Below are 22,273 nucleotides of genomic sequence, written 5' to 3' on the forward strand. Positions count from 1 at the left end.
TGTTTTAATCACAAAATATGCATAATAAATCACATCATGGCAACTACAAATCAGCGTTTAAGGAAGTTTTCCAGCAACTGGTGTCCCTGTTCGCTAAGAATGCTCTCCGGGTGGAACTGCACGCCTTCGAGATCCCACTGGCGATGGCGGATACCCATGATTTCACCGCTGGCGCTGCGGGCGGTAACGATAAAATCCGCGGGAAGGGTCGGCGGGTCGATAACTAATGAATGGTAGCGCGTAACGGTAAGCGGGTTGTTTAGTCCCTGAAAAACGCCCTCGCCGTTGTGCTCAATCAGCGACGTTTTACCATGCATGACCTGCGCGGCGCGTACGATGGCGGCGCCAAAGACCTGGGCGATGGCCTGATGACCCAGACACACGCCGAGCAGCGGTGTTTTACCGGCATAGCGGCGGATAACGTCCAGCGAAATACCGGACTCATCCGGCGTGCAGGGGCCCGGCGAAATGACGATTTTCTCCGGCGCCAGCGACGCTATCTCTTCCAGCGTTAACTCATCGTTACGCTTAACCAGCACCTCCGCCCCCAGTTCGCAAAAGTACTGGTACAGATTCCAGGTGAAAGAGTCATAGTTATCGATTAGCAGGATCATAGCGGCTCCGGAAAAAACAAAACCGGGCTATTCTACTCAGATTCCCGCGCTTCGCTCACCACTTTACGAAAGATCCGCTCCAGCGGCTCCGGGTCGCCCATCGCGCCCAGCTGGTTAGCCTGGCTCCACGCATCCGGATCGATGCCCCGCCAGTCGAGCAGGTAGCCGGCGTGAATGGCCAACTGTTCGAAGAAGATCCTTTGCGTCAGGCCGTTGCCAAGGCGGAACGGATGCAGAACATTGATTTCGCCGTAGTACCAGCTCAGGCGCTCGACGAAGGTCTCCCGGGGGAGTTCACACAGATAGTCCTCTTCTTCCAGCTTGCGCATCAGCGCGTTACCCTCTTTCTCTATCCACGCGAAGTGGCAAAATGGCGTATCGCCCTGGTAGATATCGATTTCCCGCAGTTTGCCCGCCCATTCAAAGAGATCCTGATAAAGTTGCCGGTGAATGGCGCAGAGATGCGGTAAGCCGCGGCCGCGCGGGCCCAACGGGATCGTCGCCGCGCGCAGCGAAGTGAATTCCCATACAGTTTGTTCCAGCCGTTGCGCCTGATGGATACCCAGCCGGTTACGCAGCACATCCAGCGCCGGATAGAGATAGGGGTCGCGACCGTCGCCATATTTATCGCTCATGACGCCTCCTCAGCTCGGCAAGACGCGCCAGCGCTTCCTCAGCCGTCAGGCTAACCAGCGGTACCGTCGCGCCTTCAAGGCGTCTGCTGGCCTGAAAATTGGCGTTGCGGGTCTGTTCCCAGAGCCGGGATTTTTGCTTATCGGTGAGTAAACGCATGGTCGCCTCCCTTATCGTCCCCTGTGTGCCACAAGTATAAGCAGCAATTTCAGGTTACGCAGAGAGGCAAGCCAGGCGCAGGCGGACCGCCCGCGCCAGAAGAGGGTTACGGCAGCACTTTCGCCGAAAGAATAACGACCGGTTTGGACGGAACATTTTGGTACGGGCCGACGTTGTGGGTCGGAACCTGAGAGATTTTGTCGGCGACGTCCATACCCTTCACCACTTTACCAAATACCGCGTAGCCAAAATCACGCTGGCCGTGGTCGAGGAAGGCGTTATCCGCCACGTTGATGAAGAACTGGCTGGTCGCGCTGTCCTGATCGGCGGTACGCGCCATGGCGATCGTCCCGCGGGTATTACGCAGGCCATTGTCGGCTTCGTTTTTAATCGGCGGGTTAGGCTGCTTTTGCTGCATCTGCTCGTTAAAGCCGCCGCCCTGCACCATAAAGCCTGGGATCACCCGGTGGAAGGTCGTGTTGTTATAGAAACCGCTGTTCACGTACTTCAGGAAGTTATCGACAGAAATCGGCGCCTTCTGGCTATTCAGCTCCAACTCGATGTTGCCAGCAGAAGTGGTCAGCAGTACGTGCGGGTCGCCCTTGGCCGCCATGGCGGGGGAGAATGCTGAAATGGCGAATACGGCAGCCATCGCCGCCAGAGTGGATTTGAGCATGGAAATTCCTTAACGGAGCAGAGTAAAAAGCAAGTGCCTTGATTCTAAAGAGCCTTTGCATAGCGGGCTAGCCTTTTACCTAATTTTACTTAGCTGAAACACTTGTTACGAACTGACTCAATCCTCTCGCCGATCACTAATGTGATGTAGATCACATAAATCCATGCAATAAATTCTACATTTCAATATAAACGTTTGCCTTCATCACTTGAATGAATAAAATCTGTGCGCCCGGCGCAGCGTCAACGCGCTTTACCTATCTATTCACAGGCCTGTCATGACTAACAGCAATCGTATCAAGCTCACATGGATCAGCTTTTTCTCCTACGCCCTGACCGGCGCGTTGGTGATCGTCACCGGGATGGTGATGGGGAACATCGCAGATTATTTCCATCTGCCGGTGTCCAGTATGAGTAACACCTTTACCTTCCTCAATGCCGGTATTCTGATTTCTATCTTCCTCAATGCCTGGCTGATGGAGATCGTGCCGCTGAAAACCCAGCTGCGCTTCGGCTTTATCCTGATGCTGTTAGCCATCGCCGGGCTGATGTTCGGCCACAGCCTGACGCTGTTCTCCGCGTCGATGTTCGTGCTCGGTCTGGTCAGCGGGATCACCATGTCGATTGGGACTTTCCTGATTACCCACATGTATGAAGGCCGCCAGCGCGGCGCGCGTCTGCTGTTCACGGACTCCTTCTTCAGCATGGCAGGGATGATCTTCCCGATGGTCGCCGCCGTGCTGCTGGCGCGCAGCATCGAGTGGTACTGGGTTTACGCCTGTATCGGCCTGGTCTACGTCGCTATTTTCGTGCTGACTTTCGGCTGTGAGTTCCCGGTGCTTGGCAATAAAGCGCTGGCGGAAAACAGCCAGCCGGTAGTGAAAGAGAAATGGGGCATCGGCGTGCTGTTCCTTTCCATCGCCGCGCTATGCTACATCCTCGGCCAGTTGGGCTTTATCTCCTGGGTACCAGAGTATGCCAAAGGCCTCGGCATGAGCCTCGGCGACGCCGGTAAGCTGGTCAGCGATTTCTGGATGTCCTATATGATCGGCATGTGGTCGTTCAGCTTCATCCTGCGCTTCTTCGACCTGCAGCGCATCCTGACCGTGCTGGCGGGTCTGGCGACAGTCCTGATGTATCTGTTCATTAACGGTTCGCCGGAGCATATGCCGTGGTTCATCCTGACCCTTGGCTTCTTCTCCAGCGCCATCTATACCTCGATCATTACCCTGGGCTCGCAGCAGACCAAAGTCGCTTCACCGAAGCTGGTGAACTTCATTCTGACCTGCGGCACCATCGGCACCATGCTGACCTTCGTGGTGACCGGGCCGATCGTCGCGGCTAGCGGCCCGCTGGCCGCGCTGCACACCGCGAACGGCCTCTATGCCGTGGTATTCGTGATGTGTCTGCTCCTTGGCTTCGTTTCCCGCCACCGTCAGAACGCGTCGGCGCACTAAGCCTTAGGCCCCTTTGCTTCGGCAAAGGGGCTATTTTTGGTAAAAAACAACTCCTCGCCGCCTTTATCGGTCTGTATCCACGTCTGCGCCAGCTGCGTAGTCGCAATAACCCTTCCCTGACGAATTGACCAACGTACCGGCACCTGGCAGCGTACGGCTTCAAAACCGTTTTCAGCAGGCAAGATCACCAGATTAGCCGGATTGCCGGTAGCGATGCCGTAATCATTAAGCCCAAAGGTTCTGGCGCTGTTGTGGGTTATCAGCTGTAGACTGTCGTTAATCTGCTGATAGCCCATCAGTTGGCAAACGTGCAGCCCCATATGCAGCACCTGTAGCATGTTGCCGGTTCCCAACGGATACCATGGGTCGAACACATCATCGTGGCCAAAACAGACATTAATGCCGGCCGCCATCAGCTCCTTGACCCGCGTCACGCCGCGCCGCTTCGGGTAGTCATCAAAGCGCCCCTGCAGATGAATATTGACCAGCGGGTTGGCGACGAAGTTAATGCCCGAGAGTTTTAACAGGCGGAACAGCCGCGAGGTATAAGCGCCATTGTAGGAGTGCATCGCGGTCGTATGACTCGCGGTCACCCGGGGGCCGATTCCCTCTTTTAACGCCAGCGCGGCGACCGTTTCGACAAAGCGCGACTGTTCATCGTCTATTTCATCGCAGTGGATATCCAGCGGACGCTGGTATTTCTGCGCCAGACGGAAGGCGATATGCAGCGATTCCACTCCGTATTCACGAGTAAATTCGAAATGCGGGATCGCCCCGACCACATCGGCGCCCAGTCGTAATGCCTCCTCCAGTAAACTCTCACCATTGGGGTAGGATAAAATCCCTTCCTGGGGGAAGGCGACTATCTGCAAATCGACCCACGGCGCTACCTCTTGTTTGACTTCCAGCATCGCTTTCAGCGCGGTCAACGATGGGTCAGAAACATCGACATGGGTGCGAACAAACTGGATGCCGTTGGCGATTTGCCAGCGCAGCGTTTTCCACGCACGGGCTTTCACATCCTCATGGCTTAGCAGCGCTTTACGCTCGGCCCAACGCTCAATCCCTTCGAACAGCGTCCCGGACTGGTTCCAGTTTGGCTCTCCCGCCGTCTGCGTGGTATCGAGATGAATGTGCGGTTCGATAAACGGCGGGATGGCCAATCCGCCGCGGGCGTTAAGCACTTCGTAGCTCTCGCTGCGTGCCTCTCCCATCGGCGTAATGTCGCCGAACCGCCCTTTATCAATCGCAATCTGCCACAACCCTTCCCTCTTTGGCAGATGGACGTTCTGAATTAACCACAGCGGCGTTGTCGACATAGTTTGCTCCCCTGAATATTGCTCATTTCTTCCGCTGCCTTTGTACATAAAAAGAACAGAACGGAAAAGCCTGATTTTTCCATCACTTAGAAAAATCATTATAAATCATGAATATACTCATTAAGTGGTAGGTAAGTTCTAAATTGATTTGTATCAATGAGTGTAGTAGCTGAATCGTTAAGGTAGGCGGTAATAGAAAAGAAATCGAGGCAAAAATGAGCAAAGTCAGAATCGCTATTATCGGTAACGGCATGGTCGGCCATCGCTTTATCGAAGAGCTTCTTGATAAGGCGCCTGCCGGACAATTCGACATTACCGTGTTCTGTGAAGAGCCGCGTATCGCCTATGACCGTGTCCACCTGTCGTCTTACTTCTCCCATCACACTGCGGAAGAGCTGTCGCTGGTACGCGAAGGTTTCTATGAGAAACACGGCGTCAAGGTGCTGGTCGGCGAACGCGCGATTACCATCAACCGCCAGGAAAAGGTTATCCACTCCAGCGCTGGCCGTACCGTTTTCTACGACAAGCTGATTATGGCGACTGGCTCATACCCGTGGATCCCGCCGATTAAAGGCGCGGAAACCCAGGATTGCTTCGTCTATCGTACTATTGAAGATCTTAACGCCATCGAATCCTGCGCCCGTCGCAGCAAACGCGGCGCGGTGGTCGGCGGCGGTCTGCTCGGTCTGGAAGCAGCCGGCGCGCTGAAAAATCTCGGGGTGGAAACCCACGTGATCGAGTTTGCGCCGATGCTGATGACCGAGCAGCTCGATCAGATGGGCGGCGAGCAGCTGAAGCGTAAGATCGAAAGCATGGGTGTGAAGGTTCACACCAGCAAAAACACCAAAGAGATCGTTCAGCAGGGCACCGAGGCGCGCAAAACGATGCGCTTCGCCGACGGTAGCGAACTGCAGGTCGATTTCATCGTCTTCTCTACCGGTATCCGTCCGCGCGACAAGTTGGCTACCCAGTGCGGGCTGGCGGTCGCCCAACGCGGCGGCATCATGGTCAACGATAGCTGCCAGACCTCCGACCCGGATATCTACGCTATCGGCGAATGCGCCAGCTGGAATAACCGCGTGTATGGTCTTGTCGCCCCGGGCTACAAAATGGCGCAGGTGACGGTTGACCATATCCTCGGCAACGATAATCTGTTCACCGGCGCCGACCTCAGCGCCAAGCTGAAACTGCTCGGCGTTGACGTTGGCGGTATCGGCGACGCCCACGGGCGTACGCCGGGCGCGCGTAGCTACGTCTATCTCGACGAAAGCAAAGAAGTCTACAAACGGCTTATCGTCAGCGAAGATAACAAAACCCTGCTTGGCGCGGTACTGGTCGGCGACACCAGCGATTACGGCAACCTGCTGCAGCTGGTGCTGAACGCCATCGAATTACCGGAAAACCCGGATTCGCTGATCCTCCCGGCCCACGCCGGCAGCGGCAAGCCGTCTATCGGCGTGGATAAACTGCCGGACAGCGCGCAGATTTGTTCCTGCTTCGACGTCAGCAAAGGCGACCTGATCGCCGCTATCAATAAAGGCTGTCACACCGTGGCGGCGCTGAAAGCGGAAACCAAAGCCGGAACCGGCTGCGGCGGTTGTATTCCGCTGGTAACGCAGGTGCTCAACGCCGAGCTGGCGAAACAGGGTATCGAAGTGAACAACAATCTGTGCGAGCACTTCGCCTACTCTCGCCAGGAACTGTTCCACCTGATCCGCGTGGAAGGCATCAAAACCTTCGACGAGCTGCTGGAAAAACACGGTCAGGGCTACGGCTGTGAAGTCTGTAAGCCGACCGTCGGTTCCCTGCTGGCCTCCTGCTGGAATGAGTACATCCTCAAACCACAGCACACGCCGCTGCAGGACACCAACGATAACTTCCTCGCCAACATCCAGAAAGATGGCACCTACTCGGTGATCCCGCGCTCCGCAGGCGGCGAAATTACGCCAGAAGGCCTGGTTGCCGTCGGTCGCATCGCGCGCGAATTTAATCTGTATACCAAAATCACCGGCTCCCAGCGTATCGGTCTGTTCGGCGCGCAAAAAGATGACCTGCCGGAGATCTGGCGTCAGCTGATTGAAGCCGGCTTCGAAACCGGCCATGCGTACGCCAAAGCGCTACGTATGGCGAAAACCTGCGTCGGCAGTACCTGGTGCCGCTACGGCGTCGGCGATAGCGTCGGCTTCGGCGTAGAACTGGAAAACCGCTATAAAGGCATCCGTACCCCGCACAAAATGAAGTTCGGCGTCTCCGGCTGTACCCGTGAATGCGCGGAAGCACAGGGTAAAGACGTTGGGATCATCGCCACCGAGAAAGGCTGGAACCTGTACGTGTGCGGTAACGGCGGGATGAAACCACGCCACGCCGATCTGCTGGCCGCGGACCTCGATCGCGATACGCTCATCAAATATCTCGACCGCTTTATGATGTTCTACATCCGCACCGCCGATAAGCTGACCCGTACCGCGCCGTGGCTGGACAACATGGAAGGCGGCATCGACTATCTGCGCAGCGTCATCATCGACGATAAGCTGGGCCTGAACGATCACCTTGAAGAAGAGCTGGCTCGCCTGCGCGACGCTTTCGCCTGCGAATGGACCGAGACCGTCAATAACCCGGCGGCGCAGACGCGCTTCAAACACTTTATCAACAGCGACCAGCGCGACCCGAACGTTCAGGTAGTGCCGGAACGTGACCAGCATCGCCCGGCCACGCCCTATGAGCGCATCCCGGTCACGCTGGTGGAGGAAAACGTATGAGCCAGTGGGTAAACATCTGCAAAATTGACGACATCCTGCCGGCGACCGGCGTCTGCGCGCTGCTGGGGCAACAGCAGGTGGCTATCTTCCGTCCGTACCATGACGACAGAGTGTTCGCCATCAGCAATATCGATCCATTCTTCAATGCCAGCGTGCTGTCCCGCGGGATCATCGCTGAGCATGACGGCGCGCTGTGGGTTGCCAGCCCGCTGAAAAAGCAGCGCTTCCGCCTCAGCGACGGGTTGTGCATGGAAGATGAGAGCCACTCCATCGCCCATTACGAAGCCCGTGTTAAAGATGGCAAAGTGCAGCTGAAAGCCTGATGCCGCAAGGTTCCCTCCGCGCCGCGGGGGGAACCATATCATCGGCTTATGACCACTAATAAGTAGAGGTGGCAAAATTCATATCTCCGTGATTCCCTCTGCTGCTATGCTACGACCGCACTCCCTTTCCCCCCTTGCCGTGAGGATCTGCCGTGGACCACTTACCTATTTTTTGCCAACTACGCGATCGCGACTGCTTGCTGGTCGGCGGCGGCGATGTCGCCGAACGCAAGGCGCGTCTGTTGCTCGACGCCGGCGCCCGGTTAACGGTCAACTCACGCCAGTTTACTCCGCAGTTTCAGGTGTGGGCCGAAGCGCAGATGCTGACGCTGGCGCAGGGCGATTTCAATCCTGCGCTGCTCGATAACTGCTGGCTGGCGATCGCCGCCACCGACGATGATGTCGTTAATCAGCAGGTCAGCGAGGCGGCCGAATCACGGCGTATTTTCTGTAACGTGGTGGATGCGCCCCGTCAGGCTAGCTTTATCATGCCGTCAATTATCGACCGCTCGCCGCTGATGGTCGCCGTGTCTTCCGGTGGTACCTCGCCGGTGTTGGCGCGCCTGCTGCGTGAAAAGCTCGAATCGCTGCTGCCGCTGCATCTCGGACAAATCGCCCGCTATGCCGGGCAGCTGCGCTCAAGGGTGAAAAAGCAGTTCGCTACCGTCGGCGAACGCCGCCGCTTCTGGGAAAAGCTATTTGTTAACGATGGCCTCGCCCAATCGCTGGCGAACGATGATCGTCAGGCCGTCGCCGATACCACGGAACGGTTACTGAATGAACCACTGGAACATCGCGGCGAAGTGGTGCTGGTTGGCGCCGGTCCGGGCGATGCCGGTCTGCTCACCCTCAAAGGGCTGCAGCAGATCCAGCAGGCCGATGTGGTGGTCTACGACCGGCTGGTCTCCGACGATATTATGAATCTGGTGCGCCGCGACGCCGATCGGGTATTTGTCGGCAAACGCGCAGGCTATCACTGCGTGCCGCAGGAGGAAATTAACCAAATCCTGCTGCGCGAAGCGCAAAGCGGCAAGCGTGTCGTGCGCCTGAAAGGCGGCGATCCGTTTATTTTTGGCCGCGGCGGCGAAGAGCTGGCGACCCTCTGCGCGGCAGGTATTCCGTTCTCGGTGGTGCCGGGGATCACCGCCGCATCCGGCTGCTCGGCCTACTCAGGCATTCCACTCACCCACCGCGATTTCGCCCAGGGCGTACGTCTAATTACCGGCCATCTGAAAACCGGTAGCGATCTCGACTGGCAAAACCTGGCGGCGGAAAAACAGACGCTGGTGTTCTATATGGGGCTAAACCAGGCGCCGGCGATCCGTGAAAAGCTGATCGCCCACGGCATGGCGGCGGATATGCCGGCCGCCATCGTCGAGAACGGCACCGCGGTCAACCAGAAGGTTGTCGCCGGCACTCTGGATCGGTTGGATATTCTGGCGCAGCAGATGGCCAGCCCGGCGTTGATTATCGTGGGCCGCGTGGTGGCGCTACGCGACAAGCTGAACTGGTTTTCTCACCATTAAGCTAATGCGCTCTAACAGACACAAAAAAACCGGGATTATCCCGGTTTTTTTACCTTCAGCGAGCCTTGTTACGGCTTAGCGACAAAGCCAATCGCTTCATACACCGCTTTCAGGGTCTTAGAAGCGTGCGCGCTGGCTTTTTCCGCCCCCTCTTTCATCACCTGATTAAGGAACGCTTCGTCGTTGCGGAAACGGTGATAGCGCTCCTGCAGTTCGGTCAGCATACCGGAAACCGCTTCGGCGACTTCGCCTTTCAGGTGGCCGTACATTTTACCTTCAAAGTGCTGTTCCAGTTCCGGAATGCTCTGGCCGGTCACGGCGGAGAGGATATCCAGCAGGTTGGAAACGCCCGCTTTGTTTTGCACATCGTAACGGACAACCGGCGGCTCGTCGGAGTCGGTCACCGCGCGTTTAATCTTCTTAACTACCGATTTCGGGTCTTCCAGCAGACCAATGACGTTGTTGCGGTTGTCATCGGACTTGGACATCTTCTTGGTCGGCTCCAGCAGGGACATGACGCGCGCGCCGGACTTAGGAATAAACGGCTCCGGCACTTTAAAGATATCGCCATAGATAGCGTTAAAGCGCTGCGCGACGTCGCGGCTCAGCTCAAGATGCTGTTTCTGATCTTCGCCTACCGGTACCTGGTTGGTCTGGTACAGCAGAATATCAGCGGCCATCAGTACCGGGTAGTCAAACAGACCGGCGTTGATGTTCTCGGCGTAGCGCGCGGACTTGTCTTTAAACTGGGTCATGCGGCTCAGCTCGCCGAAATAGGTGTAGCAGTTCAGCGCCCAGCCCAGCTGGGCGTGTTCCGGCACGTGAGACTGGACGAAAATGGTGCTCTTTTGCGGATCGATACCACAGGCCAGGTACAGCGCCAGCGTATCCAGCGTCGCTTTACGCAGGTTCTGCGGATCCTGACGCACGGTGATTGCGTGCTGGTCAACGATGCAGTAAATACAGTGATAGTCATCCTGCATGTTTACCCATTGACGCAGCGCACCCATATAGTTGCCAATGGTCAATTCACCTGAGGGCTGTGCGCCACTAAAAACGATGGGCTTAGTCATTTTTTAATTCCTGAGTTTCACTGTACGGTAGCCCAAGAGCGGGCAAGAGTTCATTAAATTGGTCAAAGATAAAATCCGGCTCGCTCAACGCAATCGGCTCGCCGTAGTTGTAGCCGTAAGTCAGACCGATAGAGCAACAGCCCGCCGCTTTCGCCGCCTGAATATCGTTGCGCGAATCCCCGACGAACAGGAGTTCGGCTGGCGTCAGAGAGAGCTTTTCCGCCACCAGCAGCAGCGGATCCGGATGCGGCTTTTTATTCTTCACATCGTCGCCGCCGATCACCACGCTAAAGTATTTCGCGATATCCAGCGCCTCGAGCAAGGGCGCCACGAACGGTGTCGGTTTGTTGGTAACCAGCGCCAGCGGCAGGCCTTTTGCGTGCAGCGCGCCGAGCGTATCGGCCACCGCCGGGAACAAGAAACTGCCTTCTTCCGCCGCTTCGGCGTAATAGCGGTCGAACAGTTTACGCAAAACGCGTAGCTGTTCGTCTTGCGGTATATCATGATCGTCGACGGAAGGTTTGCCCATCGCCGCGCGTAACGTGGCGCGCTCCTGGCGAGCCCAGTTCAGCGCCCGCTCCATCAGGACGTCTGCGCCGTTGCCAATCCAGGTCACGACGCGCTCTTCACCTGCCACCGGCAGTTCCAGCGCGTAAAGCGCGCTATCAACGGCGGCGGTTAAACCCGGCGCGCTATCGACCAGCGTACCATCCAGGTCAAATGCCACGCCGCGGATGGCCTGTAATTTATCCATGACTAACCTTCGCTAATTCACTGCGCATTTGATCAATAACTTTTTTGTAATCCGGCTGGCCGAAGATCGCCGAACCGGCGACAAACATATCCGCACCGGCGGCGGCAATTTCACCAATATTGCTGGCTTTCACGCCGCCATCGACTTCGAGGCGAATGTCGTAGCCGGATTGATCGATAAGCTGACGCACCTGACGCAGTTTTTCAAGAGTGTGCGGAATAAAGGACTGGCCGCCAAAGCCTGGGTTAACCGACATCAGCAGAATCACATCCAGCTTATCCATAACGTAATCGAGATAGCTCAGCGGCGTTGCCGGGTTGAATACCAGCCCCGCTTTACAGCCGTGCTCTTTGATAAGCTGCAGGCTGCGGTCGACGTGTTCAGAGGCTTCCGGGTGGAAAGTGATAATGCTGGCGCCGGCTTCGGCAAAATCAGGAATGATGCGGTCGACCGGCTTTACCATCAGGTGCACATCGATCGGCGCGGTAATGCCGTAGTTGCGCAGCGACTTCAGCACCATCGGGCCAATCGTCAGATTCGGCACGTAGTGGTTGTCCATGACGTCGAAGTGTACGACATCCGCGCCCGCCGCCAGTGCCTTAGCGGTATCCTCGCCCAAACGGGCAAAATCAGCCGACAGAATCGAAGGGGCAATCAAATACTGCTTCATCCGCATCTCCTTGAAATTTATTTGGTCTTCGGCGGACGGTACAGCGCTAAGAGCTCGTCCACCTTTTTACGCGTACCACCGTTGCTGCTGATGCTGCGCCGAACCTTCACAATATGCGTTTCCGCCGCGTTTTTATACCACTCCTGCGTCAGCGGCGTGCGGTGGTTTGAGATAAGCACCGGGATCCGCTTTTTCATCAACGATTCCGCCTTTTTCGCCAGCATTACCTGCTGATCAAGGTTGAAACTGTTGGTGTGGTAGGCGGTAAAATTCGCCGTCGCCGTCAGCGGCGCGTACGGCGGGTCGCAATAGACCACCGCCCGGCTATCGGCTCGCTTCATGCACTCTTCATAAGATTCGCAGTAAAACTCGGCGTTCTGCGCCTTGGCGGCGAAGTGATAGAGTTCAGCCTCGGGGAAATAGGGCTTTTTGTAGCGGCCAAACGGCACGTTGAACTCGCCGCGCAGGTTGTAGCGGCACAATCCGTTGTAGCCATGGCGATTCAGATACAGGAACAGCACCGCGCGACGCAGGGGATCCTGACTCTGGTTGAATTCATCACGGTACTGGTAGTAGCGCTCCGCGGCGTTGTTTTCCGGCGTAAACATCTCGCGTGCGGCGCTGACGTATTCGTCAGTGCGCAATTTGACGATGTTATACAGACCGATCAGATCGCTATTGATATCCGCGAGGATATAACGAGAAAAGTCGGTATTCAGGAATACCGACCCGGCGCCCACAAAGGGCTCAATTAAGCATTCACCTTCCGGCAAATGCTTTTTAATATCGTCAAGCAGGGGGTATTTCCCCCCTGCCCACTTCAGAAAAGCGCGATTCTTTTTCATGCTGCCTAACTAATTACACTTTCTCCGGCTGTGGAGAAATCGCTCCGACAGCATCCTGCGCTTAAGACTACTCGCGGCATTACTTCAGGTCAGCTTGTACCTGATGCAGCGGTTTTGCCCATGGATTTTTCGCCTGAACATCCGCAGGGAGCGTGGCAACGGCACGTTTCGCTTCATCTTTCGAAGCGTAGATGCCGCTGACCAGCACATACCACGGTTGACCGTTGCGAGTCGTCTCATAGACAACATATTTTTCCAGCTTCTCTTTCTTCGCCCAGTTGTTCAGGTTGTTGTAGTTAGAGGAGCTGCTGAGCTGCAACGTATAGTTGCCTGACGGCGCAGACTTCATCGAACCAACATCGCCAGCCGTTTTGCTACCAGCCGCTGCGGTCGCCGCAGGCGCAGTAGCCGCCGGGGTGGAGGTCGTTGCGGCAGGCGCAGTCGCGGTAGCCGTTGGCGCGGTTGTCGCAGCCGGTTTAGTCTGCGCAGTGGCTACAGGCTTGCTGGCGGCAGCCACCGGCGCGCTCTCTACGCGCTTAGGTTTGGTTTCAACCGGCGCTTTGGCGGTCGCCTGCGGCTTGCTTTGCGGTTTCGGTTCAATCACCACCTGTTTACGCTCGGCAGGACGCGGCGCGGCAGCCGTCTGGCGTTCGGTCGTTTGACGCGGCGCGGCGCCATTACGCATTGGCGCAACGGTCGCAGGTTCGGTCGGTAAGGTGGAGTTAGCAACGGCGCTATCCAGTTGACCCTGCTGCTGAGTCAGCGCGTTGTTCAGGTCGCCCTGAACTTCCACACGCTGCTGGCCCTGCGGCTCAGAAGCGGGTTGACCCTGAGTCGGATTAGAGGCGATCGGCGGCAGAGAAACGTCCTGCGGCTGTTGCTGGTTGGTGTTGCCCGCAGTTTGATCGACCGGCTGCGCGGCATTGTTGTTCTGGTCAGCGGTCATGCTTTGATCGCCTGACAGGTTAACGCTCTTCTCACCAGAAGCGGATTCATTGGAAGAAGATGGCGATTTCAGCGCCGAACCCACGCCGACAATCAGCAGCAGGAGTACCAGCACCCCGACGCCCATCATGACATACTGGCGGGAAGCCGGTTTAGCAGGGGCCTTTTTGCGTTTACGCGGACGGCGTTCAACCTGCTGCTCTTCTTCTGCTTCTTCTTCGGACTCAAGGTCCTCTTCATACTCTTCTTCATCGCGTTCACGACGGGCTTTGTTCGCGCGCGTCGGACGGCTTTCATCAGCCTCGAGATCGAGATCGTCGAAATTGATCTGCGGATCGGCGTCACGCTCGGAAGACTGACGGGAACGACCAGTACGACGATCGTTGCGATCGGCTTTCATATCGTCTTCTGGTTTGAAATCATCCATTTAACACCCCACTAAAAGGCTTATGCTCACGATTATTGCATGTTGCCCGAAATGATAACGCCGCGCGGACGCGGCTAGACCTTCTTATTGTTGCGCCTGCTGAGTATCAGCAATCGCGCCAAGAACTACATCGTGCGACACTCCGCCGCGGACCTCGCTCTTTCCTATAGCGAGCGGCAATACCAGGCGCATTTCGCCTGCCAGTACCTTTTTATCACGCATCATGTGAGGCAAGTACGCTTCTGCAGACATTTCCTGCGGCCCGCGTACCGGCAACCCTGCACGTTGCAACAGCGCAATCATACGCTGCGTATCCTGCGCGCTAAACTGCCCTAAACGCTCGGACGTATGCGCCGCCATGACCATTCCTGCCGCCACAGCTTCGCCATGTAGCCAGTTACCGTAGCCCATTTCAGCTTCGATAGCATGACCAAACGTATGTCCCAGATTCAGTAAAGCACGTAACCCGGTTTCGCGCTCGTCGGCAGCGACAACTTCGGCTTTTAGCTCACAACAACGGCGAATACAGTACGCCATCGCTGATTCATCCAGCGCCATCAGCGCATCGATGTTGTCTTCAAGCCAGCAGAAGAACTCGCCGTCGAGGATAATGCCGTACTTAATGACCTCAGCCAGGCCGGAGGAGAGCTCGCGCTTCGGCAATGTTTTGAGACAATTAAGGTCGACGACCACGGAAACCGGCTGCCAGAAGGCGCCAATCATATTTTTACCGAGGGGATGGTTTACGGCCGTTTTGCCGCCAACCGAAGAGTCCACCTGCGAAAGCAGCGTGGTGGGAACTTGAATAAAACGTACGCCGCGCTGATAGCTCGCCGCGGCAAAACCAGTTAAATCGCCAACCACGCCGCCGCCGAGCGCCACGAGTGTGGTGTCGCGGCCATGTGGTTTTTGCAACAGCGCGGTAAATACCGTATCCATCACCGCCAGGCTTTTATACTGCTCGCCATCCGGCAGGATCACGCTGTCGACATTGACACCCGCTTGCTCCAGTACGGAGCGAACGGTATCAAGATAAAGCGGCGCCAGCGTTTCATTGGTGACCAGCATAACCTGGTCGCCTGATTTCAGTGGCAGAAAAGAAGCTGGATCGTTAAACAAACCAGCCGCGATGGTAATCGGGTAACTACGTTCCCCGAGAGTTACAGTCAGCTTCTCCATAACGCGACGTCCACCTCAGTTGCTTTACTCTGACGCACTTTATTAAGCCAGAATCAGTTGCTTTCCAGCATATGAATAATCTGGTTTGCAACGACTTTCGCGCTTTGATCGTCGGTGCGGATAGTCACATCGGCAATCTCTTCATACAGCGGATTACGCTCATCTGCCAACGCTTCAAGAACTTCACGTGGCGGCGCATCTACTTGTAATAAAGGACGCTTTTTATCGCGCTGCGTACGAGCAAGTTGTTTTTCGATCGTTGTTTCCAGGTAGACCACCACGCCGCGGGCGGAGAGACGGTTACGCGTTTCACGGGATTTTACTGAGCCGCCGCCAGTGGCGAGTACGATTCCCTGTTTTTCCGTCAACTCATTGATGATTTTTTCTTCACGATCGCGGAAGCCTTCTTCGCCTTCGACATCGAAGACCCAGCCGACGTCTGCGCCAGTGCGTTTCTCAATCTCTTGATCAGAATCGTAAAATTCCATGTTGAGCTGTTGGGCTAACTGGCGCCCAATAGTGCTTTTGCCGGCACCCATAGGCCCAACCAGAAAGATATTGCGTTTCTCTGCCATTTTTTCGGTACTACTAAGACTATTCGTTAATGATAAACCCGCTTCGCAGACACCCAGCGCAGCAGGACATGAACTGAAACCTCATATGCAATAGAGCGAGAGTCAGACTAAAAATTATCTCAATACTCCGGCTGGTTTGGCAACAGAATAAAATCACCGGACATAAAGGGAGGATTGATGTCGTACCCGACTCTCAAATCGGTACCCCTTGTATGCTAAATCCGTCCCCGCGTCAAACACCTGAAACGTGTTTAGCATGAAAAACCCGCTTAATGTACTGCCAGAATACGCGGCGTGATGAAGACAACCAGTTCACGTCGTTCATTATCTTTACCATCATGGCGAAACAGCTGCCCGAGTAAGGGGATTTCGCCAAGCAACGGCACGCTGTCGCGCGCCGACTTATTCTTCTGTGAAAAAATACCGCCCAGCGCCAGGGTCTCGCCGCTTTTCACCTCGACTAAGGTTTCAATCTCTTGTTTATCAATTGCCAGCGCTTCGCCGTTTTCCTGCTGCAAAACCTGGCCTGGCGTATTTTCGCTAATGCGCAGTTTCAGGCGCACGCGATCCTGCTGTAGCACCGTCGGCGTCACCTCCATACCCAGGACCGCCTCTTTAAACTCAACCGAGGTGGCGCCGCTTTCTCCGCTGGAGACCTGATAGGGGATCTCGCTGCCCTGTTTGATACTAGCGGGTTGCATATGCGACGCCAGCAGGCGCGGACTGGCGATGATGTCCACCTGCTGCTTTTGCTCCAGCGCGGAAAGCTCAAGCTCCAGTAGTCGCCCGTTAATCCGGCCGATATTAAACCCGCCGCGGGTGGTCGCGTCTGACACCGCCAGGTTACTGCTCAGGTTGGTAATTTTCCCCATCCCCGGCGTGCTGCTGGCCTCCGCCAGGCTCCACTTCACGCCAAGCTCACGCAGGCTGGTCGCGCTCATTGACACAATGTGCGCCGCCAGCTCCACCTGCCCGACCGGCAGATCCATCTCTTCAGCCCACGCCTTCAGCGCCGGCAGATGCCGATCGTCGTCGCGGATTAACAGACGATTAGTTCGCCGATCGACGGTCATCGTGCCGCGGGCGCTCAACAGCTTGCCCCCGGATTTCGCCAGTTCGTCTGCGTCGGCATAGCGCAGCGGGATACTGTGGTTACGTAATGGCAGATTCTGCCAGCGTTTAGCCTGCTCGGCTTCCTGCTGCGTCCGTTTCGCTTGCTGCCACGCCAGCGTGTGGATGTACAACACCGTGCCCTGACGGGCCATTGTCAGTCCGGCGCTATCGAGAACCAACTGGAGCGCCTGTTGCCAGGGGACGCTATTTAAGTGGAGCGACAGCGTGCCGCTGACCTCCGGCGCCACGATTAAATTAAGATGTTGCATTTCCGCCAGGCTTTGCAGTACCTGGGCCACCGGTACATCATCAACCACCAGCGATACCGGCGGTTCTTTTTTCGCCGCCGCGGCCAGCAGCGGCAGCAGCAGAAGTAGCAGGCTTATCCTTCGCATCATGTTGGCTTTCCTTACGTGACCAGACCCAGCGTGCGGGTTCACACCCGGTATTGGCCTCCAGAGTTAATGTTTCTGCCGTTAGCTGTCGAATTCGCCAGCCGCCAGGCAAAACGTCGTTAATTCGTACACGCCGCCACTGACCGGTATGATCCTGAACTAGACCCAGCCACTGGGCCGGGCGGCCAACCCCGCCGCCGTAACGCCACTGCGTCAGCTGCGCGGTCTGGCAGTGGTCCTCGACCGGTAAAAAAGGATCGCGCGCTCCTGCCAGCAGCGGGCAAACCAGCAGCAGCATGCATCCTTTATATTTCATCGTCGCGCTCCAGTTGCAACGACATCTGTAGCACCCCTTTTTCATCATTTAATGAAAAAGCGCTAGCGTGTACCCCGCAATCGGCAAGCCAGGCGAACAGCGGCGGCACCGACTGCCACTTAACCGCCGCCAGCATCTCACCGCCTCGCCCTCGCGGTTGCCAGGCCTGTAACAAGATACCGGCCACGGGTGGCTCCAGCGGTGAAAAACGCCGGGCCGTCCAATCATCAACCACGCGCTGCTGCAGCGTGGCCCGCAGCGGCATTACTCGCCGCCATTGCGTCTGTAGGGGCGGCGGCGTGGGCTGCGAAGCGCTGACAACAACCAGCGAAAACGCCAGATACACTGCCGCGGCCAAAACTGTGGCGCAGAGTAACGCTAACGGCCATCCGCGCAGCGCCTGCAGGCGTTCAATCGCTGTCCGCATCGGCAGTGTCTCCAGGTAGAAAAAAGCTAAATGACCAGCGTCCCTGTGTATCGCGATGCGTTCCTCCTGCCATCGCCGGTTGAAACCCCTCCAGCTTGCCAAGCGCCTTTTCCAGCGCCACCACCGCCTTGAGGTTCAGCGCCAGGCCGCTGAGGGTGATGCCCTGCGGTTGGTAGTCCAGTCTGGTTAACCACAGCGGCTCCGGCAACAGCGACGCTAACGTGAGCAATCGTGTCTGCCAGGCCTGCATTTCGGCTCGCCGCTGCGCTTGCCGTGCCTGTCGCTCACCGCGCTGTATTTCTTCGCGCATCTCCCGCTCGCGTTGCAACAGCGTGGAATAAAGCAGATTGTCGGCCTGGGTATGCATCGCCTGCTGCGCCGCGTCCATCTGGCGTAACGTACGCGCAGCTATCGTCAGGGCGGCGATGCTTAACGCCATCGCTACCGCCAGCAGCCCGCCCAGACGCAAGCGTTGCCGCCGTCGCGTCTCGCGCCACGGCAGAAGATTAATCGGCTGCGCCATGGTTATTTACCTCCCAGCGCCAAACCAAGCGCGATAGCAAAGCGATCGCCGCAGGCGGGAAGCGGCGGCTGCAGGCGGTGGATCACACTCCAGCAATCAAAGCTATTTTCCGCCAACGGCAGGCTGCTACAGAGCTGAAACTGTTCATCGTTGAGGCGCGAGGTTAAGTGCGAGAAAGAGGGGGCTTCAGCGCATGGACAATAGCCCCAGCGCTCCTGGGTCGCCCATAACCACTGCGCGTCCCCCTGCCAGACCAATCCCTGAGTCGCGTCAGTAAGCCAGGGAAAAAAAGAAGTGAGAGCAGCCGCATCCGGCACGATCGCCGCCAGGCGCAGCTTCAGCCGCCGAGCCAGTTGACGCAGCGCGTCGATATCCAAACGCTGAGCCGCCGTCGCCTGCCAGCCATCGTTAGCCGCGCGGGCGGTGTAATCGATACACAGCGAAGAGGCAGGCATTTCCAGCTGACGCGCCATCGTACCCGCTATCCACATTGCTCTTTCGTTTTCCCGCAGCGACACCTGTGGCGCCGGCAACTGCTTTTGCAGCGTACGGCTGGCAGGAAGCGCAATGCACACCTGATGCTGTAACGGCAGCTCGCGGCGCCAATCACGTAACCGCTTCACCGCCTCATTGATGTCAACGATGCTGCCCTGCGCCACCAGGCCGGGCGGCAGCGGAATTCGCCACCAGCGACGCAACGCCCAGCGTCCACGTTCGTACAATAGTGCCACTATGACGACGCTATCCTGTTGAATGTGAATTCCTATACGCCAATTTCTGAAAGTCATGCTTAGATCTCCTTATCCGCGATTACGATTCAAGGAGCAGCCTGGATATACCATGTGGCGAAATGGGGGCTTTTAGCGTCGATCGACACGCCGTCTGGAAGGCATAGCGCCAGCAAGCCGCCCCGTGAGGGTATATCAATGCTCCTGGCTTGCCTTTATACTACCGCGCGTTTGTTTATAAACTGCCCAAATAAAACTAAATGGGAATTCTCCGGTGAAGTTCGTAAAGTATCTTTTTATCCTTGCAGTTTGTTGCGTTCTGCTGGGAGCAGGCTCGATTTATGGCCTCTACAAATTTATAGAGCCGCAACTCCCCGACGTCGCGACCTTAAAGGATGTGCGCTTGCAGATCCCGATGCAGGTTTATAGCGCGGACGGCGAGCTCATTGCGCAATATGGCGAAAAGCGCCGCATCCCCGTCACTCTGCAGCAGATGCCGCCGGAGCTGATAAAAGCGTTTATCGCGACTGAAGATAGCCGCTTCTATGAGCATCATGGCGTCGATCCGGTGGGGATTTTCCGCGCCGCCAGCGTGGCGATGTTCTCAGGCCATGCCTCGCAGGGCGCCAGTACCATTACTCAGCAGCTTGCGCGTAACTTCTTCCTCAGCCCGGAAAAAACGATAACGCGTAAGATCAAAGAGGTTTTCCTTGCGATCCGCATCGAACAGCTGCTGAATAAAGACGAAATTCTCGATCTTTACCTCAATAAAATTTACCTCGGCTACCGCGCCTATGGCGTCGGCGCCGCCGCGCAGGTTTACTTCGGTAAAACGGTCGATCAGCTGACGCTGAGCGAAATGGCGGTCATCGCCGGTCTACCAAAAGCGCCTTCCACCTTTAACCCGCTCTATTCGCTGGAACGCGCGACCTCGCGTCGCAACGTGGTGCTGTCGCGTATGCTGGGCGAAGGCTATATCACCCAGGCACAGTACGATCAGGCGCGCAGCGAGGCGATTGACGCCAGCTATCACACGCCGGAAATCGCCTTCTCCGCCCCGTATTTGAGCGAAATGGTGCGTCAGGAGATGGTCAACCGCTACGGCGAGCAGGCCTACGAAGACGGCTATCGCGTCTACACCACCATCACGCGTAAAAACCAGCAGGCCGCCCAGCAATCGGTGCGTAAAAACGTGCTCGATTACGACATGCGCCACGGCTATCGCGGCCCGGCCAACGTGCTGTGGAAAGTTGGCGAGACCCCGTGGGATAACAAAAAAATCCTCGATACGCTGAAAAAACTGCCGGGCGTCGGCCCGCTGGCGCCGGCGGTAGTCACCTCCGCGAACCCGCAGGAAGCCGTCGCGTTGCTGGGCAACGGCACGTCGGTGGCGTTAACGATGGATGGCGTCCGCTGGGCGCGTCGCTACGTTTCCGATACGCAACAAGGCTCGACGCCACGCAAAGTGACCGACGTCATTCAGACCGGGCAGCAAATTTGGGTGCGCAAAGAGGGCGACAAATGGTGGCTGTCGCAGGTGCCGGAAGTGAACTCCGCGCTGGTCTCTATCAACCCGCAAAATGGCGCGATTATCGCTCTGGTCGGCGGCTTTGACTTCAATCAGAGTAAATTCAACCGCGCTACCCAGGCGCTGCGTCAGGTTGGCTCCAATATCAAGCCGTTCCTTTATACCGCGGCGATGGACAAAGGCTTAACTCTCGCCAGTATGCTTAACGATGTGCCGATCTCCCGCTGGGATGCCGGCGCGGGCTCCGACTGGCGGCCAAAAAACTCGCCGCCGCAGTACGCCGGCCCTATTCGTTTGCGTCAGGGATTAGGTCAGTCGAAGAACGTGGTGATGGTGCGCGCGATGCGCGCAATGGGCGTCGATTATGCGGCAGAGTATCTGCAGCGTTTCGGCTTCCCGGCGCAGAACATCGTCCATACCGAATCACTGGCGCTGGGTTCCGCTTCCTTTACTCCGCTACAGGTCGCCCGCGGCTACTCGGTAATGGCTAACGGCGGCTTCCTGATTAACCCGTACTTCATTAGCAAGATCGAGAACGACCAGGGCGGCGTGCTGTTTGAAGAGCGGCCTAAGGTCGCCTGTCCGCAGTGTAATTCGCCGGTGATCTACGGCGATACGCCGAAATCCAACGTGCTGGAAAACCAGGATGTCGAAGAGGTCGCCACCTCTCAGGAGCCGCAAAACGGCGACGTCCCGCCGCAGCCGCAGCTTGAGCAGGCTAATCAGTCGCTGGTCGCGCAAAGCGGCGCGCCGGAGTATGCCCCGCATGTTATCAACACGCCGCTGGCCTTCTTGATTAAGAGCGCGCTGAATACCAATATTTTCGGCGAACCGGGCTGGATGGGCACCGGCTGGCGTGCGGGCCGCGATCTGCAGCGTCATGATATCGGCGGCAAAACCGGTACCACCAACAGCTCGAAAGACGCGTGGTTCTCCGGCTACGGTCCGGGCGTAGTGACTTCGGTGTGGATTGGTTTCGATGACCACCGTCGCGATTTGGGCCGTACCACCGCTTCCGGCGCGATTAAAGATCAGATTTCGGGTTATGAAGGCGGCGCTAAAAGCGCCCAACCGGCTTGGGATGATTTTATGAAACGGGTGCTGGAAGGCGTGCCGGAAGAGCCGTTAACGCCGCCGCCGGGTATTGTGACGGTGAATATCGACCGCAGTACAGGTCAACTGGCTAACGGCGGCAATAGCCGCGCCGAGTACTTCATCGAGGGCACGCAGCCTACCCATCAGGCGGTGCGCGAAGTCGGCACCACCATTACCGATAGCGGTGGCGAAACCCACGAGTTGTTCTAGTGAAA

Annotated in this window: 22 protein-coding genes; 5 read left to right on the forward strand and 17 right to left on the reverse strand. The window is 56.9% G+C overall.

Translation table 11 applies throughout. From position 1 onward, the window contains the following. Positions 1-50: 50 nt before the first annotated feature. The 4 genes from pabA to ppiA form a co-directional block, all read right to left on the reverse strand. Entirely contained in the window at positions 51-614 is a 564-nt protein-coding gene (gene pabA, locus PGR09_RS14550; protein ID WP_047048025.1) for an aminodeoxychorismate synthase component 2, read from the reverse strand. 32 nt (positions 615-646) lie between these two features. Then, on the reverse strand, positions 647-1,249 hold the full coding sequence (locus tag PGR09_RS14555; RefSeq protein WP_047078893.1) for a putative adenosine monophosphate-protein transferase Fic: 603 nt from the start codon (positions 1,247-1,249) through the stop codon (positions 647-649). Beyond that, on the reverse strand, positions 1,239-1,406 hold the full coding sequence (locus PGR09_RS14560) for a YhfG family protein (protein WP_064571555.1): 168 nt from the start codon (positions 1,404-1,406) through the stop codon (positions 1,239-1,241). Before PGR09_RS14560 ends, PGR09_RS14555 begins: the two co-directional genes overlap by 11 nt. 106 nt (positions 1,407-1,512) lie before the next feature. Further along, positions 1,513-2,082, reverse strand: a complete 570-nt coding sequence (ppiA, locus tag PGR09_RS14565; protein WP_015369397.1) for a peptidylprolyl isomerase A — start codon at positions 2,080-2,082, stop codon at positions 1,513-1,515. 277 nt (positions 2,083-2,359) lie between these two features. Between ppiA and tsgA the strand changes: the two genes are divergently transcribed. Further along, positions 2,360-3,538 carry an MFS transporter TsgA gene (gene tsgA, locus PGR09_RS14570; RefSeq protein ID WP_015369396.1) on the forward strand — a complete coding sequence of 393 codons (1,179 nt, stop codon included), beginning with the start codon at positions 2,360-2,362 and terminating at the stop codon, positions 3,536-3,538. Here tsgA and PGR09_RS14575 read toward each other — a convergent pair. After that, positions 3,535-4,857, reverse strand: a complete 1,323-nt coding sequence (locus PGR09_RS14575) for a cytosine deaminase (RefSeq protein WP_032715192.1) — start codon at positions 4,855-4,857, stop codon at positions 3,535-3,537. The genes tsgA and PGR09_RS14575 overlap by 4 nt on opposite strands. A gap of 215 nt (positions 4,858-5,072) precedes the next feature. Here PGR09_RS14575 and nirB point away from each other — a divergent pair, with 215 nt between their 5' ends. The 3 genes from nirB to cysG all read left to right on the forward strand — a co-directional run bounded on the left by nirB (position 5,073) and on the right by cysG (position 9,465). After that, positions 5,073-7,616 (forward strand): nitrite reductase large subunit NirB, encoded by a 2,544-nt coding sequence (gene nirB / locus PGR09_RS14580; protein WP_430916264.1) that lies wholly within the window; start codon positions 5,073-5,075, stop codon positions 7,614-7,616. Beyond that, positions 7,613-7,939 (forward strand): nitrite reductase small subunit NirD, encoded by a 327-nt coding sequence (nirD, locus tag PGR09_RS14585; RefSeq protein ID WP_015369393.1) that lies wholly within the window; start codon positions 7,613-7,615, stop codon positions 7,937-7,939. Before nirB ends, nirD begins: the two co-directional genes overlap by 4 nt. A gap of 152 nt (positions 7,940-8,091) precedes the next feature. Beyond that, the gene (cysG, locus tag PGR09_RS14590) at positions 8,092-9,465 is read left to right on the forward strand and encodes a siroheme synthase CysG (protein ID WP_430916265.1); all 1,374 of its coding nucleotides are present in this window, start codon (positions 8,092-8,094) and stop codon (positions 9,463-9,465) included. Positions 9,466-9,533: 68 nt separating this feature from the next. On the opposite strand, the gene trpS is transcribed toward cysG, so the two are convergent. The 12 genes from trpS to pilM form a co-directional block, all read right to left on the reverse strand. Next, positions 9,534-10,538: a tryptophan--tRNA ligase gene (gene trpS, locus PGR09_RS14595; RefSeq protein ID WP_015369391.1), complete on the reverse strand. Its 1,005-nt coding sequence runs from the start codon at positions 10,536-10,538 to the stop codon at positions 9,534-9,536. After that, positions 10,531-11,292: a phosphoglycolate phosphatase gene (gene gph, locus PGR09_RS14600; protein WP_047048014.1), complete on the reverse strand. Its 762-nt coding sequence runs from the start codon at positions 11,290-11,292 to the stop codon at positions 10,531-10,533. The genes trpS and gph overlap by 8 nt, the downstream gene beginning before the upstream one ends. Beyond that, on the reverse strand, positions 11,285-11,962 hold the full coding sequence (rpe, locus tag PGR09_RS14605; protein WP_015369389.1) for a ribulose-phosphate 3-epimerase: 678 nt from the start codon (positions 11,960-11,962) through the stop codon (positions 11,285-11,287). Before rpe ends, gph begins: the two co-directional genes overlap by 8 nt. A gap of 17 nt (positions 11,963-11,979) precedes the next feature. Then, positions 11,980-12,807, reverse strand: a complete 828-nt coding sequence (dam, locus tag PGR09_RS14610) for an adenine-specific DNA-methyltransferase (protein ID WP_045394863.1) — start codon at positions 12,805-12,807, stop codon at positions 11,980-11,982. A 79-nt stretch (positions 12,808-12,886) separates the two neighbouring features. Further along, entirely contained in the window at positions 12,887-14,179 is a 1,293-nt protein-coding gene (gene damX, locus PGR09_RS14615) for a cell division protein DamX (RefSeq protein WP_049060882.1), read from the reverse strand. Positions 14,180-14,263: 84 nt separating this feature from the next. Next, on the reverse strand, positions 14,264-15,358 hold the full coding sequence (gene aroB / locus PGR09_RS14620; protein ID WP_015369386.1) for a 3-dehydroquinate synthase: 1,095 nt from the start codon (positions 15,356-15,358) through the stop codon (positions 14,264-14,266). Between the two features lie 53 nt (positions 15,359-15,411). Beyond that, on the reverse strand, positions 15,412-15,933 hold the full coding sequence (gene aroK, locus PGR09_RS14625; RefSeq protein ID WP_002920267.1) for a shikimate kinase AroK: 522 nt from the start codon (positions 15,931-15,933) through the stop codon (positions 15,412-15,414). A gap of 269 nt (positions 15,934-16,202) precedes the next feature. Next, positions 16,203-17,444 carry a DNA uptake porin HofQ gene (hofQ, locus tag PGR09_RS14630; RefSeq protein ID WP_430916266.1) on the reverse strand — a complete coding sequence of 414 codons (1,242 nt, stop codon included), beginning with the start codon at positions 17,442-17,444 and terminating at the stop codon, positions 16,203-16,205. Then, entirely contained in the window at positions 17,356-17,757 is a 402-nt protein-coding gene (locus PGR09_RS14635; protein ID WP_047065859.1) for a HofP DNA utilization family protein, read from the reverse strand. The genes hofQ and PGR09_RS14635 overlap by 89 nt, the downstream gene beginning before the upstream one ends. Then, positions 17,747-18,184, reverse strand: a complete 438-nt coding sequence (locus PGR09_RS14640) for a hypothetical protein (protein ID WP_047065860.1) — start codon at positions 18,182-18,184, stop codon at positions 17,747-17,749. The genes PGR09_RS14635 and PGR09_RS14640 overlap by 11 nt, the downstream gene beginning before the upstream one ends. Next, positions 18,168-18,707 carry a PilN domain-containing protein gene (locus PGR09_RS14645; protein ID WP_396279348.1) on the reverse strand — a complete coding sequence of 180 codons (540 nt, stop codon included), beginning with the start codon at positions 18,705-18,707 and terminating at the stop codon, positions 18,168-18,170. The genes PGR09_RS14640 and PGR09_RS14645 overlap by 17 nt, the downstream gene beginning before the upstream one ends. 2 nt (positions 18,708-18,709) lie before the next feature. Next, positions 18,710-19,495 carry a pilus assembly protein PilM gene (pilM, locus tag PGR09_RS14650; protein ID WP_213292990.1) on the reverse strand — a complete coding sequence of 262 codons (786 nt, stop codon included), beginning with the start codon at positions 19,493-19,495 and terminating at the stop codon, positions 18,710-18,712. A 214-nt stretch (positions 19,496-19,709) separates the two neighbouring features. Between pilM and mrcA the strand changes: the two genes are divergently transcribed. Beyond that, positions 19,710-22,268 carry a peptidoglycan glycosyltransferase/peptidoglycan DD-transpeptidase MrcA gene (gene mrcA / locus PGR09_RS14655; RefSeq protein WP_430916267.1) on the forward strand — a complete coding sequence of 853 codons (2,559 nt, stop codon included), beginning with the start codon at positions 19,710-19,712 and terminating at the stop codon, positions 22,266-22,268. The last annotated feature ends 5 nt before the right edge of the window (positions 22,269-22,273 follow it).

The sequence above is a fragment of the Klebsiella sp. 141251 genome, from assembly GCF_050600725.1.
Lineage (GTDB): Bacteria > Pseudomonadota > Gammaproteobacteria > Enterobacterales > Enterobacteriaceae > Klebsiella > Klebsiella aerogenes.

Bases quoted from the DNA above. Each gene is read 5' to 3' on its own strand.
- pabA (WP_047048025.1), bottom strand. From the start codon at position 614: ATGATCCTGCTAATCGATAACTATGACTCTTTCACCTGGAATCTGTAC.
- PGR09_RS14555 (WP_047078893.1), bottom strand. From the start codon at position 1,249: ATGAGCGATAAATATGGCGACGGTCGCGACCCCTATCTCTATCCGGCG.
- PGR09_RS14560 (WP_064571555.1), bottom strand. From the start codon at position 1,406: ATGCGTTTACTCACCGATAAGCAAAAATCCCGGCTCTGGGAACAGACC.
- ppiA (WP_015369397.1), bottom strand. From the start codon at position 2,082: ATGCTCAAATCCACTCTGGCGGCGATGGCTGCCGTATTCGCCATTTCA.
- tsgA (WP_015369396.1), top strand. From the start codon at position 2,360: ATGACTAACAGCAATCGTATCAAGCTCACATGGATCAGCTTTTTCTCC.
- PGR09_RS14575 (WP_032715192.1), bottom strand. From the start codon at position 4,857: ATGTCGACAACGCCGCTGTGGTTAATTCAGAACGTCCATCTGCCAAAG.
- nirB (WP_430916264.1), top strand. From the start codon at position 5,073: ATGAGCAAAGTCAGAATCGCTATTATCGGTAACGGCATGGTCGGCCAT.
- nirD (WP_015369393.1), top strand. From the start codon at position 7,613: ATGAGCCAGTGGGTAAACATCTGCAAAATTGACGACATCCTGCCGGCG.
- trpS (WP_015369391.1), bottom strand. From the start codon at position 10,538: ATGACTAAGCCCATCGTTTTTAGTGGCGCACAGCCCTCAGGTGAATTG.
- gph (WP_047048014.1), bottom strand. From the start codon at position 11,292: ATGGATAAATTACAGGCCATCCGCGGCGTGGCATTTGACCTGGATGGT.
- rpe (WP_015369389.1), bottom strand. From the start codon at position 11,962: ATGAAGCAGTATTTGATTGCCCCTTCGATTCTGTCGGCTGATTTTGCC.
- dam (WP_045394863.1), bottom strand. From the start codon at position 12,807: ATGAAAAAGAATCGCGCTTTTCTGAAGTGGGCAGGGGGGAAATACCCC.
- damX (WP_049060882.1), bottom strand. From the start codon at position 14,179: ATGGATGATTTCAAACCAGAAGACGATATGAAAGCCGATCGCAACGAT.
- aroB (WP_015369386.1), bottom strand. From the start codon at position 15,358: ATGGAGAAGCTGACTGTAACTCTCGGGGAACGTAGTTACCCGATTACC.
- aroK (WP_002920267.1), bottom strand. From the start codon at position 15,933: ATGGCAGAGAAACGCAATATCTTTCTGGTTGGGCCTATGGGTGCCGGC.
- hofQ (WP_430916266.1), bottom strand. From the start codon at position 17,444: ATGATGCGAAGGATAAGCCTGCTACTTCTGCTGCTGCCGCTGCTGGCC.
- PGR09_RS14635 (WP_047065859.1), bottom strand. From the start codon at position 17,757: ATGAAATATAAAGGATGCATGCTGCTGCTGGTTTGCCCGCTGCTGGCA.
- PGR09_RS14640 (WP_047065860.1), bottom strand. From the start codon at position 18,184: ATGCGGACAGCGATTGAACGCCTGCAGGCGCTGCGCGGATGGCCGTTA.
- PGR09_RS14645 (WP_396279348.1), bottom strand. From the start codon at position 18,707: ATGGCGCAGCCGATTAATCTTCTGCCGTGGCGCGAGACGCGACGGCGG.
- pilM (WP_213292990.1), bottom strand. From the start codon at position 19,495: ATGACTTTCAGAAATTGGCGTATAGGAATTCACATTCAACAGGATAGC.